This is a genomic window from Mycolicibacterium gadium, assembly GCF_010728925.1.
GTDB lineage: Bacteria > Actinomycetota > Actinomycetes > Mycobacteriales > Mycobacteriaceae > Mycobacterium > Mycobacterium gadium.
The window spans coordinates 53,635-70,557 of record NZ_AP022608.1; the positions used below are offsets into that span (position 1 = coordinate 53,635).

The window sequence follows — 16,923 nt, forward strand, 5'->3', positions numbered from 1 at the left end:
GCTGGCCCGCGTGACTGAGCGCACCCTCGTATTGATCAAGCCCGACGGCGTCAAGCGACAGCTGATCGGCGAGATTCTCAGCCGAATCGAACGCAAAGGCCTGACGGTCGCCGCCCTGCAACTGCAGCTCGTCAGCGATGAGTTGGCCCGCAAGCACTACGCCGAACACGACGGAAAGCCCTTCTTCGGGTCGCTGCTGGAGTTCATCACCTCCGGGCCCGTCGTCGCCGCCATCGTTGAAGGTCCGCGCGCCATCGCGGCATTTCGTCAGATCGCCGGTGGAACCGACCCCGTCGAGAAGGCCGTACCGGGCACGATCCGCGGAGATTTCGCGCTGATCACCCAGGACAACCTGGTGCACGGCTCCGATTCGCCAGAGTCCGCCGCCCGCGAAATCGAGCTCTGGTTCCCCGACGCGTAACCCCCGCAAATGACCAGCTTGGCCAGCCTGGTCGGGTGTGGTGGCGTGATGTGGGATACTGGGGACGGGTAACCGGCCGTTTAACCAGTGGGCGAATACCCGAATGAAGACTTTGACGTGCGCGACCATCGCCACGCGCGGTGCGGCGCAGACCGTCCAGCCATCATTCAGACCGGCACTGACGGTCCCCAACCAGGGGATTGATCGGAGCGAGACCATAACAAGCCCGGGCGAAGTGAACCCGGGTCAATAGCGGAAGCCCTCGCGTGGCCGCGTCAAGCACGACGCGCCCGGGGGCTAAAGGAGAATACGTGGCCGACGATGCCCATACCGAAGCCCTATCAGAAGAATCGCAGCCCGCGGAGGATGTTCAGCCCCAGACGCTGACCGTCGAGTCGCCCGCTGAAGCCGATCCCGGCGCCGGCGCGGACGCTGTCGCCGACGTCGCCCCTGAGGACGTCGACGCGCAGGAGATCGGGGACGGCGAGTCCGAGGACACCGCCGCCGAGCCGCCACCTGACCCCAGCGGCGACGACGAGGCGATAGCGGAGACGGCCCAGCAGCACGTGCCTGAGCACGCCCACTACCAGCCGCTGTTCATGGCGCCCCAGCCGATTCGGGTCGAATACGACTCCGAGGACGACGACGATGACGACGACGAAGACAACGACGACTCCGGCTCGGACTCCGACGACGAGCAGTCTGATCGGCCGTCGGGTCGGCGCCGACGCCGCGGCCGTCGTGGCCGTGGACGCGGCCGCGGCGAACAGAACGGTGACGATTCCGACGAGGGTGAGTCCGACGGTCGCAGCCAGGACTCCGGCGACGATTCAGACGACTCCGACGATTCCGATGATTCCGACGACGACAGCGGCGATGACGACAGCGCGGGCGGCGAAGGCGGAACACGTCGCCGTCGCCGGCGCCGGCGCCGCAAGTCCGGCTCCGGGGACGACAGCGACGGCGGATCCTCGGACGACCCGCCGAACACCGTGGTCCACGAGCGCGAGCCGCGTAAGTCCGGCCGCGGCGACAAGTCAGGCAAGTCCGGCGACGGCGAGATTCAGGGCATAAACGGATCGACCCGGCTGGAAGCCAAGCGGCAGCGCCGTCGCGACGGACGCGACGCCGGCCGCCGCCGGCCGCCGATCCTGAGCGAGGCGGAGTTCCTCGCCCGGCGCGAAGCCGTCGAGCGGATGATGGTCGTGCGCGACAAGGTCCGCACCGAACCACCACACGAGGGTGCGCGCTACACGCAGATCGCGGTACTCGAAGACGGCGTCGTCGTCGAACATTTCGTGACGTCGGCGGCGTCGGCATCGCTGGTCGGCAACATCTATCTGGGCATCGTGCAGAACGTGTTGCCGTCGATGGAGGCCGCGTTCGTCGACATCGGCCGCGGTCGCAACGGCGTGCTCTACGCAGGCGAAGTGAACTGGGAGGCAGCGGGTCTCGGCGGCGCAGCCCGCAAGATCGAGCAGGCTCTCAAGCCCGGCGACTATGTCGTCGTGCAGGTCAGTAAGGACCCGGTCGGGCACAAGGGCGCCCGGTTGACCACGCAGGTTTCGCTGGCCGGCCGGTACCTCGTCTACGTGCCAGGCGCATCGTCCACCGGGATCAGCCGCAAGTTGCCAGACACCGAACGGCAGCGGCTCAAGGAGATCCTGCGCGAGGTCGTGCCGTCCGATGCGGGCGTGATCATCCGCACCGCGTCGGAAGGGGTCAAAGAAGAGGACATCCGCACCGACGTCAACCGGTTGCAGGAACGCTGGACGCAGATCGAGGAACGAGCCGCCGAAACCAAGAAGAAGGCGGCAGGCGCCGCGGTCGCGCTCTACGAAGAGCCCGACGTGCTCGTGAAGGTCATCCGCGACCTGTTCAACGAGGACTTCAGCGGTCTCATCGTCTCCGGCGACGAGGCCTGGAACACCATCAACGAATACGTGAATTCGGTAGCGCCCGAGCTCGTTCCGCGGATGAACAAGTACGAGACCGCCGGCCCCGACGGCCCTGACGTGTTCGCCGTGCACCGCATCGACGAGCAGCTGGCCAAGGCGATGGACCGCAAGGTGTGGCTGCCGTCCGGTGGAACATTGGTCATCGACCGCACCGAGGCCATGACGGTGGTCGACGTGAACACCGGAAAGTTCACCGGCTCGGGTGGAAACCTGGAGCAGACCGTCACCCGCAACAACCTCGAGGCCGCCGAGGAGATCGTCCGCCAGCTGAGGCTGCGCGATATCGGCGGCATCGTGGTCATCGACTTCATCGACATGGTTCTGGAGTCCAACCGCGACCTGGTGCTGCGGCGGCTGACCGAAGCACTGGCGCGTGACCGCACCCGGCATCAGGTTTCGGAGGTGACGTCGCTCGGTTTGGTGCAGCTGACGCGAAAGAAGTTGGGCACCGGGCTGATCGAGGCCTTCTCGACGACCTGCACGGAATGTGCCGGCAGGGGAATCCTGCTGCACGGCGACCCCGTCGACTCCACCTCCAACGGCGGTCGCAAGGCCGAGACGTCCGGGCGTCGGGGCAAGCGAGGCAAGCGCGGCGCCAAGACCGAGGACGTCCCCGTCGCCAAGGTGCCCTCGCATCCCGCCGGCGAGCATCCGATGTTCAAGGCGATGGCCGCGGCCAATGGTCGGCACGAGGACGACGAAGACGAGACGGAATCGGAGACCTCTCCCGAGGAAGTCGCCGAAGTCGATTCGGAGACCATTCGTGAAGCCGTCGCCGAGACCGCCGAAGAGGACTTCGACGACACGGACGACGACACCGACGAAGATTCGGATGACGAGTCCGATGAGGACGACATCGACCTGGATGACGACGAGGACGACGAGGACGATGACGATATCGAGGTCATCGGCGCTGACTCCGACGACGACTCCGATGACGACGAGGACGACGACGAGGACTCCGACGACGACGAGGACTTCGAGGATGACGAGGACTCCGATGACGAGGACGACGAGGACTTCGAGGAGCCCGAACCGGCTCAGGTCGTCGTTCCGGCCGGTCGGCACCGCCGCCGCGCGGCCGCCAGGCCTGCGGGACCACCCATCAACGAGGACTGACCGCACGCGCTGACCTGGGGTGGCGTGACCTGCGGTGATTTGACCCTCGCCGCGCGACTCAAGTAATCTTGAGCAGTTGTCGCCAGGCCTACGGCCGGCGGCCATGAAAGACCCAGCAACCCAGACATGCGCAGCCACCAGTAGCGCGCGCCCGGAGACGAGAAGAAGAAGGACCTGATGGCAGGCGATAAGGCCACGTACGCGATCGTCAAGACCGGCGGCAAGCAGTACAAGGTCGCGGTTGGCGACGTGGTGAAGGTCGAGAAGATCGAGGCCGAGGCCGGCGCGAGCGTGTCGCTGCCCGTGGCCCTGGTGGTCGACGGGGCGAAGGTGACCACCGACGTGAAGGCGCTGGAGAAGGTCGCCGTCACCGGTGAGGTGCTCGAGCACACCAAGGGTCCCAAGATCCGCATCCACAAGTTCAAGAACAAGACCGGCTATCACAAGCGGCAGGGTCACCGTCAGCAGCTGACGGTCCTCAAGGTCACCGGAATCAAGTAGTAGGAGGCGACACATGGCACACAAGAAGGGCGCTTCCAGCTCACGTAACGGTCGCGACTCAGCCGCCCAGCGGCTCGGCGTCAAGCGCTTCGGCGGCCAGATCGTCAAGGCCGGCGAGATCTTGGTGCGGCAGCGGGGTACGCATTTCCATCCCGGCACCAACGTCGGGCGCGGCGGCGACGACACGTTGTTCGCCACGGCTCCCGGTGCCGTCACGTTCGGCACCAAGCGTGGCCGCAAGACGGTCAGCGTCGTGCGACCGGTCGCTTCGGAGGCCTAACTTCCTGCCGCGAATGTGAAGCTACTGCGAATTCTCGGCTGAATTCTCGCAGTAGCTTCACACTCGTATGGAAAGGAAGTCCGATGCCCCGGTTCGTCGATCGCGTTGTGATTCACGCGAAGGCGGGCAACGGCGGTAACGGCTGCGCGTCGGTTCATCGTGAGAAGTTCAAACCACTCGGCGGACCCGACGGCGGAAACGGCGGACGCGGCGGCAGCGTCGTGCTGGTCGTCGACCCGCAGGTGCACACCCTGCTCGACTTCCACTTTCACCCCCACGTCGATGCGCCGTCCGGCAAGCAGGGCATGGGCGGCAACCGCGACGGGGCCGCGGGCGCCGACCTCGAGGTCAAGGTGCCCGACGGCACCGTCGTGCTCGACGAGAAGGGCCGACTGCTCGCCGACCTGGTCGGCGCGGGCACCCGCTTCGACGCCGCGGCAGGCGGGCGCGGCGGGCTCGGCAACGCCGCATTGGCGTCTCGCGCGCGAAAAGCGCCGGGATTCGCGCTGCTCGGGGAGAAGGGGCAGGTCCGCGACCTCACCCTGGAATTGAAGACGGTTGCGGACGTAGGGCTGGTCGGATTCCCGTCTGCCGGCAAGTCGTCGCTCGTCTCGGCGATCTCGGCGGCCAAGCCCAAGATCGCCGACTACCCGTTCACCACGCTGACGCCGAATCTGGGCGTGGTGTCGGCGGGGGAGAACACCTTCACCGTCGCCGACGTTCCCGGCCTGATTCCTGGGGCATCGGAGGGGCGTGGTCTGGGACTGGAGTTCCTGCGCCATATCGAGCGGTGCGCGGTCTTGGTGCACGTCGTCGACTGCGCGACGCTGGAACCCGGCCGTGATCCGGTATCCGACATCGAGGCACTGGAAGCCGAGCTAGCGGCGTACACCCCGACGCTGCAGGGTGATACGACCCTAGGTGACCTGGCGTCCCGGCCGCGCGCGGTGGTGCTGAACAAGATCGACGTGCCGGAAGCGCGCGAGCTCGCCGACTTCGTCCGCGAGGAAGTCATCGGCAGGTTCGGCTGGCCGGTATTCGAGGTGTCCACGGTGTCGCGAGAAGGATTGCGGCCGTTGACGTTTGCGCTGTGGGACATGGTGTCCGAATATCGCAAGGCGCAGCCTGCCGCCGTGCCCCGCAGGCCGGTGATCCGGCCGATCCCGGTGAACGAGAGCGGCTTCACTGTGGAGTCCGACGGTGAGGGTGGTTTCGTCGTACGCGGTGCGCGGCCCGAACGGTGGATCGCCCAAACGGATTTCACCAATGACGAGGCCGTCGGCTACCTCGGCGACCGGCTGGCACGGCTCGGCGTGGAGGACGAACTGTTGCGCTTGGGCGCCAAGCCAGGCTGCGCGGTCACCATCGGCGACATGACGTTCGATTGGGAACCGCAGACGCCCGCGGGTGTCGACCTGCCGTTGTCCGGTCGCGGAACCGACGTGCGGTTGGAGCAGACGGATCGGCCGCGGGCCCCCGAGCGAAAGGCCGCCCGGCGCGAGCGACGCAAACCCGGCGGTGATTCGTGACCCACCGGGAGAGCATCCGGACCGCACGACGCGTCGTCGTCAAGATCGGCACCACCGCGCTGACCACGCCATCCGGGGTCTTCGACGTCGCCCGCCTGGCGACGCTGGCCGACGCGATCGAGGCCCGCATGAAGGCCGGTTCGGACGTGGTGATCGTGTCGTCGGGTGCGATCGCCGCCGGTATCGAGCCGCTCAAGCTGTCCAGACGGCCCGCCGATCTGGCCACCAAACAGGCGGCCGCCAGCGTCGGACAGGTGGCATTGGTCAACGCGTGGAATGCGGCGTTCGCCCGTTACAACCGCACCGTCGGACAGGTGCTGTTGACCGCGCATGACATCTCGATGCGGGTGCAGCACACCAACGCTCAGCGCACGCTGGACCGTCTGCGCGCGCTGCATGCCGTCGCGATCGTCAACGAGAACGACACCGTTGCCACCAACGAGATCCGGTTCGGAGACAACGACCGGCTCTCCGCGCTGGTCGCGCACCTCGTCGGGGCCGACGCGTTGGTGTTGCTGTCCGATATCGACGGCCTCTACGACTCCGACCCGCGAAAGGGTAACGCGCGCTTCATCTCCGAGGTGGCCGGCCCTGACGACCTCGAAGGGGTGGTCGCGGGACGCGGTAGCCATCTGGGTACCGGCGGGATGGCGTCAAAGCTGTCGTCGGCGCTGCTCGCTGCCGATGCCGGAGTTCCGGTGTTGTTGGCCGCGGCGAGCGATGCCGCCACCGCGCTGGTCGACGCATCGGTCGGCACTGTGTTCGCTCCGCGACCCGAACGCATGTCGGCGCGCAGGTTCTGGGTCCGCTACGCCGCAGAGGCTTCCGGGGCGCTCACGCTCGACGATGGCGCGGTGCGAGCCGTCGTCACGCAGCGACGGTCGCTGCTGCCTGCGGGCATCACCGCGGTGTCGGGCCGCTTCTTCGGCGGCGACGTCGTCGAGTTGCGGTCACACGACGCGACGATGGTGGCGCGCGGCGTGGTGGCCTATGACCACGGCGAGTTGGCCACGATGCTGGGCCGGTCGACGTCGGATCTGCCCGCGGAGATGCGCCGTCCCGCGGTCCACGCCGACGACCTGGTCGCCGTCTAGCTGCGATTTGTGCACGATCAGGAGCGGTGAGCGCTCCAATTCGTGCACAAATCGCTAGTGGAGGCGGGACAGCATCGACTTGATCTGCTCGGCCCGCTCGTCGGCGTCCTGCATGACGTCGTCCTCCGCGGGCACCACGTTCACACCGTTCGCCTGTGCCGTCGCCTCGAAGCACGCACGCACCGCGGGGTCGGCGAGTATCAACGCTGCGAGCATGCCCGGCGCGAGCTCGCGGGAGCGCAACATGCCGCGGTAGTGCACTTCGGCGGGTATGCGAATGTCCATTGCGCCGCCCTCGAGCTGCTGTTTCGCGGCGGCCAGCAGCAGCGTGAGCGCCGCGCGTGAGATGGCGCCGATCACTTTTCTGCGGAACGGGAACCACGGCACCGGCAGTCTGTCGATCTGGCTGTCCAGGCCGCCGGTGAACATGTACCCGATAAGGCTCTGGGTGCGCACCTCTTCGACGTCGGCCCACTCGACCTTGTCGCCGTCGAACTCGACGGCGTCTTCGCTGATCGCGACGCCACCGAAGTAGTTGAGCTTGCGGACCAGCCCGCGCAGCTTGCCCGGCGTCAGCGAGTGATTCGCGATCATGTCGCCGACGCCGAGGGCCCATCGGCCGGATACGGGTCCGGTATCGGGCCGGTGGCTCTCCAGCAGCGACTGCAGCCAGGAGGCGTCGTCGTCTTGGGTGTCTGTGGACACCATTTCATCTAAGCGGAGTTGGCGACGGTGGGCAGTTCATCGGCCAACAGCGCGAGCAGCTCCGAGCAGCCGGCGTCGATCTTGACCGTCGCATGGTCATCACCGCGTGTGCGTCCCCGGTTGATGATCGCGACCGGGATACCCCGCGACGCCGCATGACGAACGAACCGGAAGCCGGAGTAGACCGTCAGCGACGACCCCGCAACCAGCAGGGCATCCGCCTCTTCGACCAGTGAATACGCTTGCTCCACTCGCTCTTTGGGCACATTCTCACCGAAGTAGACGATGTCGGGCTTGAGCATGCCGCCGCAGCGGGGACAGTCGACGATCGTGAACGTCGCGGTGTCGCCGACGACGGCGTCCGCGTCCGGGGCCACCGCGATGCCGCCCACCGCCTCGGCCCGCTCGAGGAAGCCCGGGTTGGCCGCTTCCAGAAGTTCGGCGAGCGCGGCGCGCGGCATCGTGAACTCGCAGTCCAGGCAGATCACGCCGGCGTAGGTGCCGTGCAGGTTGACGACGTTGCTGCTCCCGGCCTTGGTGTGCAGGAGATCGACGTTCTGGGTGATCAGCCCGGACACGACGCCCGCGCGTTCGAGTGCGGCCAGCGACCGATGTCCGGCATTGGGCATCGTCTCGTGCATGCGGCGCCAGCCGATGTGGTTCCGCGCCCAGTAGCGCTGCCGAAACTCGCGGTCGGACGTGAACTGCCGAATGGTCATCGGGTTGCTCGGCGGCGAATCGGGCCCGCGGTAGTCGGGAATTCCGGAATCCGTGGACATCCCCGCTCCGGTGAGCACCGCGACCCGACGACCTCTCAGCAGGCCTACGAGCTCGGGCGCGTCCACCCCGTCCAGGGTAGTTCAGCCGACGGGCTGCTCCTGATTCTCGCCGGCCGGGAGCTCAGCCTGTGCATCCTCGTCGTGCTCGTCGTGCTCGTCATCGTCGTCCTCGTCGACCACGATCGTTTCGACGACCTCGACGTACTTCTCGACCGGCGCGTCGTCGGACAGAGCGACGGAGACGATGAGGATGCCGCGGTCGTAGGTGGCGTGGATGTCGTCCTCGTCCGCGCCGACGGGCAGCGGGATGGTGCGCGCGAACGATCCGTACGAGAACTCCGAACGACCGTCGGTGTCCGCCGACTGTGTGCGCTCGGCCTTGATTGTCAGCTCTCCGTCGCGGACGGTGACCTCGACGTCCTCGATCGGGTCGACTCCGGGGAGCTCGACACGTACCTCGTAGCGGCCGTCGCAGGTCTCGTCCTCCATTCGCAGCAGGTTGTTGTCGAGGAACGGCCGCAGGCCAGCGATCGACGACAGGCTGGAAAACGTCGGAAAGCCGTTCAAGAGTTCGGACAGCTCCATGAGCAAGGGGCGTGACTGACGTTGCACGGCAAGCTTATTCACGATTCCTCCAGGTGGCGCGCGGGCAAAAGGTCGACGACTCACGATGCGCGACGCAGGAAAAATCGCCGAATCGGATGTGGTGCAGGTGGGCGAACGGAAGGCCAACAACCCGGTCACCGAGTCAGCGCAGACACTTCTCAGCCGGTACCAACTCGGCGTGCATGTTCTTGTTCATCATGGTCAGCGCGGCATCCCCGAGTTCGGGATCGATGTACGCCACGCAGTCCGGGGGGACGATGAACGAGAAATGCCGCACGTAGGCGTCGAGCGCGCTGTAGAGGATGCACTGTTCGGTCACCTGCCCGGTGATGATCAGCTGCTGGGACTTGAGCCGGCCGAGCAGGTAATCCAGCGAGCTGGCGTAGAACGCACTGTGGCGCACCTTGGTGACTCGCAGGCTGTCCTTTCCCGGCGCGATCGGTTTCACCAGCTCCGGGCGTTCCCCGTCGAGTGCGGCGCGAACGATGTCCTCGAAGTCTGCGGTGAAGTCGCCGTAGTTGTCGTTGACGAAGATCACGTCGACGTCGTCTCGGTCGCGGGCCCGCGAGATCAGCTCCGCCAACGGGTCGACGATCTTTGCGACATTGTCGGCCAGGGGTTCGGCATCCTCGTGTTGATAGGTGTTCATCATGTCGATGACCAGCAGCGCAGTCTCACTCATGGGGACTTGCATACCCCGATCTGTTTTCGGGCAACAATGAAGCATGGATTTCTACTCGGCGTACGGGCAGGGTTTCTTCCGGGTTGCCGCCTGTACCCACCAGACGACCCTCGCCGACCCCGCGGCCAACGCGGAGTCGGCGCTGCGGATCGCGCGGGGCTGTCATGACGACGGGGTCGGCCTGGCGGTGTTCCCGGAGCTGACGTTGTCGGGATACTCGATCGAGGACATCCTGATGCAGGACACACTGCTGGACGCGGTCGAGGATGCGTTGCTGGACATCACGGCGGCGTCGGCTGACCTGCTGCCCGTCCTCGTGATGGGCGCACCGCTGCGGTACGCGCACCGGATCTACAACACCGCGGTCGTGATCCACCGCGGCCGTGTGCTCGGCGTCGTGCCCAAGTCCTATCTGCCGACTTACCGCGAGTTCTACGAGAAGCGCCAAATCGCGGCGGGCGATGCCATCCGCGGCGCGATCAGGATCGGCGATTCGGATGCGCCGTTCGGTCCGGATCTGCTGTTCACCGCGATCGACGTGCCCGGCTTCGTGTTGCACGTCGAGATCTGCGAGGACATGTTCATGCCTGTGCCGCCGAGCGCGAAGGCCGCGCTTGCGGGTGCGACGGTGCTGGCCAACCTGTCCGGCAGCCCCATCACGATCGGCCGCGCCGACGACCGCTGCCTGCTGGCCCGCTCCGCGTCGGCGCGCTGCCTCGCCGCGTACGTGTACGCCGCGGCCGGTGAAGGCGAATCGACCACGGACCTGGCTTGGGACGGCCAGACCATGGTGTGGGAGAACGGTATCTGCCTCGCGCAGTCCGAACGCTTTCCCAAGGGAGAGCGCCGCTCCACGGCCGATGTCGACCTCGAACTGATTCGCTCCGAGCGGCTCCGGATGGGCACGTTCGACGACAACCGCATCCATGAGGGCATCACCCCCGACTCGTTTCGGAGGGTGGAGTTCACGCTTGATCCGCCTGCCGGGGACATCGGTTTGCTCCGTGAGGTGGAGCGGTTCCCGTTCGTACCCGCGGATCCCACACGGCTGGAACAGGACTGCTACGAGGCCTACAACATCCAGGTTGCCGGGCTGGAGCAGCGGCTGCGCGCGCTGGACTACCCCAAGGTGGTGCTCGGACTCTCCGGCGGACTGGACTCGACCCACGCGCTGATCGTCGCCGCCCGCGCCATGGATCGCGAAAACCGGCCGCGCAGCGACATTCTCGCGTTCACGCTGCCCGGCTTCGCGACCGGTGAGCACACCAAGAACAATGCCAGCCGGCTAGCGGATGCCCTCGGAGTCACGTTCGCCGAGATCGATATCAAGTCAACGGCCGAGTTGATGCTCAAGGAGATGGATCATCCGTTTGCGCGTGGTGAGAAGGTCTACGACGTCACCTTCGAGAACGTGCAGGCGGGTCTTCGCACCGACTACCTTTTCCGGTTGGCCAACCAACGTGGCGGAATCGTTCTGGGCACAGGCGATCTCTCCGAGCTCGCACTCGGCTGGTCGACCTACGGCGTCGGCGACCAGATGTCGCATTACAACGTCAACGGCGGAGTGCCCAAGACACTGATTCAGCATTTGATCCGGTGGGTCATCTCATCGAACCAATTCGACGACACCGTCAACGAGGTGCTGCAGTCGGTGCTCGACACCGAGATCACGCCGGAACTGGTGCCCAGCGGTGAGGACGAGGAGATCCAGAGCAGCGAGGCCAAAGTCGGACCGTATGTGCTGCAGGACTTCTCGCTGTTCAGCGTGCTGCGCTACGGGTTTAGGCCATCGAAGATCGCATTCATGGCGTGGCACGCGTGGAGTGATCCTGAGCGCGGCGACTGGCCGTCCGGCTTCCCGCTGGATAAGCGGCCCGCGTACTCGCTGAAGGAGATTCGTCACTGGCTGCAGGTGTTCGCGCAGCGGTACTACTCCTTCTCTCAGTTCAAACGGTCGGCGCTGCCCAACGGGCCGAAGGTGTCCCACGGCGGATCGCTGTCACCGCGGGGTGACTGGCGGGCGCCGTCGGACATGTCAGCGCGCATCTGGCTCGACGAGATCGAACGCGAAATCCCCGAGGACTAAGCGCGTCCCACTCCGGGGATGAACCGGCCGACACCGGCGAGATAATCACGATAGGCCTGACCGTGCGTGGTCAGCAGGTAGGGCTCCTCGACCACGCGGACCTGAATCTCGATCGTGACGATCAGCAGGACGAATCCGACGACGGCCACCGGATTCGGTGTGATCAGGGCGAATCCGAGGCCGAACGTCATCATCGCGGTGAAGATCGGGTTGCGCACCCACCCGAAGACGCCGGTGCGCACGAGTGTCGTCGTCTCGCTCTTGTCGACGCCGATCCGCCACGAGTCACCCATGTCCAGCTGCGCGTAAACGGTGGTCGCGATACCGATCACGGCGATGACGGCGCCGGCGATCTGGATCCACGGTGCGTGCAGAAAGCTCACTGGCGCCACCACGCCGAGCATCTGCAGGATCGGCGCGAAGACCGCGATACCCATGGAGATGATGAATCCCACCCCGGCGAACCACTCGACCGAACCCGGGCGGCCGCTGATGCCGTGGAATCCGGTGGATCCGGTGCGCCGCCGCTGTTCCCAACTGCGCCAACCGAATCCGAGTAGCGCGAACACCGCGAAGAGCACGAGGGCGATGGTGGGCATGACCATTTTAGTTGGGTCCTCTCAGGTCATTCATGAACAGCATGGATCTCCGCGCCAGGCGTTGACGCCTTCGCGCACTGCGATCGCAGCGATACCGAGCGCTGCGACGGGATCGGCCCATGACCAGCCGAGCAGGCTGTTGAGCAGCAGGCCGGTCAACAGAATCGCCGACAGGTACGTGCACAGCAGCGTCTGCTTGGAATCCGCTACGGCCGAGAGCGATCCGAGTTCACGGCCGGTGCGCCGCTGGGTCAAGGACAGCACCGGCATGACTGCGAGACTGAGCGCCGCAAGCACTATGCCGACGGTCGACGGGCGCGCCTCACCGATGCCGGCCAACGCGCGCACCGCGTCGACCGTGACGTAGGCCGCGAGCGCGAAGAACGAGAACGCGATGAAGCGCAGCGCCTTCTTCTCCCTCGCTTCCGGGTCGGCGGCCGAGAACTGCCACGCGACCGCAGCCGCCGACGAGATCTCGACAACGGAGTCGAGGCCGAACCCGATGAGCGCCGACGACGAAACTCTGGTGCCTTCGGCCAGCGCCACCACCGCCTCGACCACGTTGTAGGCGATGGTCGCGGCCACCAGAAATCGGATCCGACGGGTCAGCACTGCCCGCCGCGCCTCGGTCAGCGCGGTCATCAGCAGCAATCGTCCGTTTCGGCGGCGGGGCAGCACGCCGGATCGACAGCGAGGACCAGGCCGAGCAGATCGTTGAGGGCGTGAGCGATCCGCTTGTCGGCCAGTTCGTAGCGGCTGCGCCGCCCCTCGGGCTGGGCGACCACCAAACCGCACCCGCGCAGGCAGGCGAGGTGGTTGGAAAGGATCTGGCGCGACACCCCGATCTTGTCGGCCAGGTCGGACGGATAGCCCGGTGCGTCGCGCAGCATCAGCAGGATTTCGGCGCGGGTCGGATCGGACAGTGCGTAGCCGAACCGTGAGAGCGCATCGCTGTGAGTCACCGTCTGCATGGGATAGACAGTACATCAGTTTCTGTATTCAGAAAATACTGAACTAAAGGGAAGGCGATTTCGGTGCGCAAATAATCGCTCAGTGGCTGTTGCGAAATGCCGATGGCTGACGATGGCCGGCACTGGTGATAGTGGGTGGCGCCGTCCGGGGGGTTACCCGGCCGTGGCTGCGTACAAGCGGGTGAGGTTGAGCGCTGCGGCGGCCAGGTGGAGTTCGGCGGTGACAGCTGCCAGTCCGCGGCGGGCGTAGCGGCGTAGGCCGATGCGGTCTTTGAGATGTCCGATGACCGGTTCTACGGTCGCTGATCGGCGTTTGTATCGTCGTGCCTGAGCAGGATCTTTGAGCGTGTGGCGCATCGCGTCTGCGGGTGAGAGGTTCGGCGGTGGGGGTCCCTGGGTGGGGTGGTGTTTGGCGTCGTGGTGGACGTCTTTCCCGGTGCCGGGTGCGATGAGCCGGTCGGGGCCGGGGCTGGTGAGGTTGTCTTCGGTGAAGTAGCCGTTGTCGGCCGTGACCAGTCCGATCGTCTTGTCCAATGCCTCGGTGTGGGTTATCGCCGCAGCCAAAGCCGGTGTCCAACAATGCAGATCGTTGGCATCTTGAGATACGTGCACTCCGATGATGAGGTGGTCATCGGAGCACACGATCTGGCTGTTGTAGCCCTGCACCGATCCGCTGCCTGAGCCTTGGACCATCAACCGGGCCTGCGGGTCGGTCAGATTGACCACCGGTCCGCCCTTGGGGCCGCGGCGGGTCTGAAAATAGGCACGTTGACGCGCCGCTGAACCACGCCGATCGACCAATCCCGTTGCCTGACGCCGTTGGGCGTCGGCCAGCCGCGCCTCGGCCTTGCGTATCAGCTTGCGAATGTCGCCGCGCTGCTGGGCTTCTCGAGTCCCACGCACCCCGATCAGCGGGGCCAGCCGCTGCTGTTGACGGGCCAGCCGGGCCCGCCACAACCGGACCTCGTCGACGCCGGCCGGCGGCGGTCCGGCCACGACTTCGCCGGCCTCGACACGCTGCAGATACTTCTCTTGACGCTCGGCGTCGGCGGCGTCGGCCTCCTCATGGCGGGCGTCCTGTTCGGCGATCTCGGCCATCGCCTTCTTGATCGCCGCGGCCCGTCCAGCCCGAGTCGTCAACTCCGGTGCCGGTGTGGCCGGCGGCCCACCGACCGCGGCTTCAGCGGCGTCCTCGGCGGCGTCGGCGGCGGCGGCCTCACCGACCGCGGTCTCGGCGATCCGACGGGCCTGCTCACGCACCCATTTCTGAGAGCGGTTGGCCGACATCGACGCGTTGGCCGCGATCTTGGTGCCATCAATGGCGATCGATTCGACCCGCACCATCCCGGCCTGCGAACACATCCGCAGCACCTGAGCGAACACGTCGATCACGGCGTCGTCGTGGTCGGCGCGGAACCGGGCAATCGTGGTGTGATCCGGCGGATCTTGAGCACACAGCACCCGGTAGGCGACGTGATCGGCACACAATCGTTCGATGCGCCGCGAGGACCGCTGCCCCGAGGCATAGGCGTAGATCAGCAAGGCCAACAACATGTCCGGGTCATAGCCGGCGCGGCCGACGCCACCGGTGCGCCGATGCTGGTGAAACGCCGAGGTGTCCAACTGCTCGATCGAGTCGAGGATGAACCACACCAAATGATCATCGGCCAGCCAGTCGGCCATATTCGGCGGCAACAAGAACTGCTGATCACGCACTACCGGACGATACGAACGAGCCACACCTCAATCGTTTCGTGCCGACCTCAAAACACCAAACACCTCAACCGGCATTTCGCAACAGCCACTCAGCGACTGTTCGCGCACCGAAATCCCTCAGAGGCGGCCGTCGATGCGCAGGTCGGGGTGTACCCAGTTCGGCGAGCGCCGCTCCTTGAAAGACAGGAAACCCTCGATCGCCTCCGGCCCGGATATGCCGGCCTGCATGCCGATGCGGTCGAACAAGCCGAGATAGTTGTCCAGGCTCGACTTGACCAGGCCCCTGGCGCCGGGCGCGGTCCGGCAGCACTGGGCGAGCACCTCGCGCGCTGCATCGAGCAGATCGTCGTGCGGGACGACCCGCGCGACCATGCCCCACTCGTGGGCCTCCTGCGCGGTCAGCGTGCGGCCGGTGAACATCAGATCGCGGGTGCGGACCGGACCGATCAGGCGCGCCAGCATCTGGCTGTAGTAGGTGTCGGCGATACCGCGCAGCAGCTCGGGCACCCGGAACGTCGCCCGATCGCTCACCACCGTCATGTCACTGCACAGCGCGATCTGCAACCCGCCGCCCTGACACAACCCGTTCACCGCCGAGACCACGGGCTTCACCGACTGGCGCAGCGTCTCGAACGGCGTGACGTCCATGCCCAGCGCCGAACCGAACGTCAGCCAATTGTCGCTGCCGTCGCCGCCGCCCATGTCGCCGCCGGGCGCGAATACGTCACCGGTGCCGGTGATCAGCAAGCCGGCCAGATCCGGGTCGGCGTCGACGTGCCTGACCGCGTACCGAATACCGAAGTACATCGCGGGTGTCATCGCGTTGCGCGCCTCGGGCCGGTCCAGCGTGCACACGCCGAACGCCCCCTCGCGGGTGAAGCGCAGGTACGGGGTGCCCAGCCAGTCGCCCTCGGGTGGCCGCGGTGGCCCGGTCTTCGTCATAGATGTCCCTCGCTCGCTTTTCTGTTGGAAACCGCGTCATCGATGGCCTCGGCGTACGGCGCGCAGTCGCCCGCGCCCGGCACCAGCGTCGACAGGGCCCCGGCCGCGCATGCCCGGCGCAGCGCGACCTCGTGGCCGGTCGGCCAACCGGCGGCCAGCACGCCGGCGAAGACGTCGCCTGCACCCGTGGTGTCGACGGGCGCGACCCGCGGCGCCGGGACGTCGAAGCGTTCGTCCTGGCCGAGGTAACTCGCGCCCCGCCTGCCCCGGGTGATCACAAGATGGGCGACGGGCCAGTGCCATTCACGAGCTTCCGCTTCGTTGACGACGACGACGTCGGCCAGTTCGGACAGCGCGAGCAGATCGTGCGGCCGCGCGCCGGACGGGGAGGCGTTGACGATGACTGTCGCCCCGGCGGCCCGGGCGATGCGTGCGGCGGCGATCGCGGTGGCGATCGGAATCTCGAGCTGCAGCAGGACGACGTCACTGTCGGCGATGACGGCCTGGATATCGGCGGAGTCGACGGACAACTTGGCGTTGGCCCCGGGGGCGACCACGATGTTGTTCTCGGCCGCGGCGTCCACGACGATCACCGCCGTGCCGCTGGGCCCGGCCATCGACACCACCCCGTCGAGCCCGACGTCGTTGGCGGACAGGTGTGCGCGCAACTGCTCGGCGGCCGAGTCGCTGCCGAGCGCGGCGACCAGCTGCACCGAGGCCCCCGCCCGGGCCGCGGCCACCGCCTGGTTGCCGCCTTTGCCCCCTGGTGACGACTGCAGCCCCGATGCCAGAACCGTTTGGCCGGGCCGCGGTAATGCGTTCACGGTGAACGTCAAATCGGCGTTGACACTGCCCACGACACAGACCCGTGCGGCCATAACAGCCAAGCTAGCCCAGGCCCGCTACCTGACACGTGTCGAACTGCCAAGAGAGGT

The 16,923-nt window shown here is 66.5% G+C and carries 16 protein-coding genes and 1 pseudogene; 7 read left to right on the plus strand and 10 right to left on the minus strand.

What is annotated here, in order from left to right; translation table 11 throughout:
- Window positions 1–10: 10 nt before the first annotated feature.
- From ndk to proB, 6 genes are all read left to right on the plus strand, one after another.
- Entirely contained in the window at window positions 11–421 is a 411-nt protein-coding gene (gene ndk, locus G6N36_RS00260; RefSeq protein ID WP_163683974.1) for a nucleoside-diphosphate kinase, read from the plus strand.
- A gap of 311 nt (window positions 422–732) precedes the next feature.
- On the plus strand, window positions 733–3,498 hold the full coding sequence (locus G6N36_RS00265) for a ribonuclease E (protein WP_163683976.1): 2,766 nt from the start codon (window positions 733–735) through the stop codon (window positions 3,496–3,498).
- 177 nt (window positions 3,499–3,675) lie between these two features.
- Entirely contained in the window at window positions 3,676–3,999 is a 324-nt protein-coding gene (rplU, locus tag G6N36_RS00270) for a 50S ribosomal protein L21 (protein WP_083125208.1), read from the plus strand.
- A 13-nt stretch (window positions 4,000–4,012) separates the two neighbouring features.
- The gene (gene rpmA, locus G6N36_RS00275) at window positions 4,013–4,279 is read left to right on the plus strand and encodes a 50S ribosomal protein L27 (RefSeq protein ID WP_083125209.1); all 267 of its coding nucleotides are present in this window, start codon (window positions 4,013–4,015) and stop codon (window positions 4,277–4,279) included.
- Window positions 4,280–4,362: 83 nt separating this feature from the next.
- Window positions 4,363–5,808, plus strand: coding sequence for a GTPase ObgE (gene obgE / locus G6N36_RS00280; protein ID WP_163683978.1), 1,446 nt, complete (start codon window positions 4,363–4,365; stop codon window positions 5,806–5,808).
- On the plus strand, window positions 5,805–6,902 hold the full coding sequence (gene proB, locus G6N36_RS00285; RefSeq protein ID WP_163683980.1) for a glutamate 5-kinase: 1,098 nt from the start codon (window positions 5,805–5,807) through the stop codon (window positions 6,900–6,902). Before obgE ends, proB begins: the two co-directional genes overlap by 4 nt.
- Window positions 6,903–6,956: 54 nt before the next feature.
- On the opposite strand, the gene G6N36_RS00290 is transcribed toward proB, so the two are convergent.
- The 4 genes and pseudogenes from G6N36_RS00290 to G6N36_RS00305 form a co-directional block, all read right to left on the minus strand.
- Window positions 6,957–7,607, minus strand: coding sequence for a hypothetical protein (locus G6N36_RS00290; RefSeq protein ID WP_163683982.1), 651 nt, complete (start codon window positions 7,605–7,607; stop codon window positions 6,957–6,959).
- 8 nt (window positions 7,608–7,615) lie between these two features.
- Window positions 7,616–8,452 carry an NAD-dependent protein deacetylase gene (locus tag G6N36_RS00295; protein ID WP_163683984.1) on the minus strand — a complete coding sequence of 279 codons (837 nt, stop codon included), beginning with the start codon at window positions 8,450–8,452 and terminating at the stop codon, window positions 7,616–7,618.
- 114 nt (window positions 8,453–8,566) lie between these two features.
- A pseudogene (locus G6N36_RS00300) lies at window positions 8,567–9,016 on the minus strand (Hsp20/alpha crystallin family protein); the annotation flags it as partial.
- A 118-nt stretch (window positions 9,017–9,134) separates the two neighbouring features.
- Complete coding sequence (locus G6N36_RS00305) at window positions 9,135–9,674, minus strand: cysteine hydrolase family protein (RefSeq protein ID WP_163683986.1); 540 nt, start codon at window positions 9,672–9,674, stop codon at window positions 9,135–9,137.
- Window positions 9,675–9,717: 43 nt separating this feature from the next.
- Here G6N36_RS00305 and G6N36_RS00310 point away from each other — a divergent pair, with 43 nt between their 5' ends.
- Complete coding sequence (locus tag G6N36_RS00310; protein ID WP_163683989.1) at window positions 9,718–11,760, plus strand: NAD(+) synthase; 2,043 nt, start codon at window positions 9,718–9,720, stop codon at window positions 11,758–11,760.
- On the opposite strand, the gene G6N36_RS00315 is transcribed toward G6N36_RS00310, so the two are convergent.
- The 6 genes from G6N36_RS00315 to G6N36_RS00340 all read right to left on the minus strand — a co-directional run bounded on the left by G6N36_RS00315 (window position 11,757) and on the right by G6N36_RS00340 (window position 16,866).
- Entirely contained in the window at window positions 11,757–12,359 is a 603-nt protein-coding gene (locus G6N36_RS00315) for a methyltransferase family protein (RefSeq protein WP_163683991.1), read from the minus strand. The two genes, G6N36_RS00310 and G6N36_RS00315, sit on opposite strands and share 4 nt — an antisense overlap.
- Before the next feature lie 30 nt (window positions 12,360–12,389).
- The gene (locus G6N36_RS00320; RefSeq protein ID WP_163683993.1) at window positions 12,390–13,001 is read right to left on the minus strand and encodes a cation efflux transmembrane domain-containing protein; all 612 of its coding nucleotides are present in this window, start codon (window positions 12,999–13,001) and stop codon (window positions 12,390–12,392) included.
- Window positions 13,001–13,330, minus strand: a complete 330-nt coding sequence (locus tag G6N36_RS00325) for an ArsR/SmtB family transcription factor (protein ID WP_163683995.1) — start codon at window positions 13,328–13,330, stop codon at window positions 13,001–13,003. The genes G6N36_RS00320 and G6N36_RS00325 overlap by 1 nt, the downstream gene beginning before the upstream one ends.
- 153 nt (window positions 13,331–13,483) lie before the next feature.
- Window positions 13,484–15,046, minus strand: coding sequence for a transposase (locus tag G6N36_RS00330; protein WP_235689920.1), 1,563 nt, complete (start codon window positions 15,044–15,046; stop codon window positions 13,484–13,486).
- A gap of 117 nt (window positions 15,047–15,163) precedes the next feature.
- Window positions 15,164–15,988 (minus strand): enoyl-CoA hydratase/isomerase family protein, encoded by an 825-nt coding sequence (locus G6N36_RS00335; protein WP_163683996.1) that lies wholly within the window; start codon window positions 15,986–15,988, stop codon window positions 15,164–15,166.
- Complete coding sequence (locus G6N36_RS00340) at window positions 15,985–16,866, minus strand: ribokinase (RefSeq protein ID WP_163683998.1); 882 nt, start codon at window positions 16,864–16,866, stop codon at window positions 15,985–15,987. Before G6N36_RS00340 ends, G6N36_RS00335 begins: the two co-directional genes overlap by 4 nt.
- Window positions 16,867–16,923 lie beyond the last annotated feature (57 nt).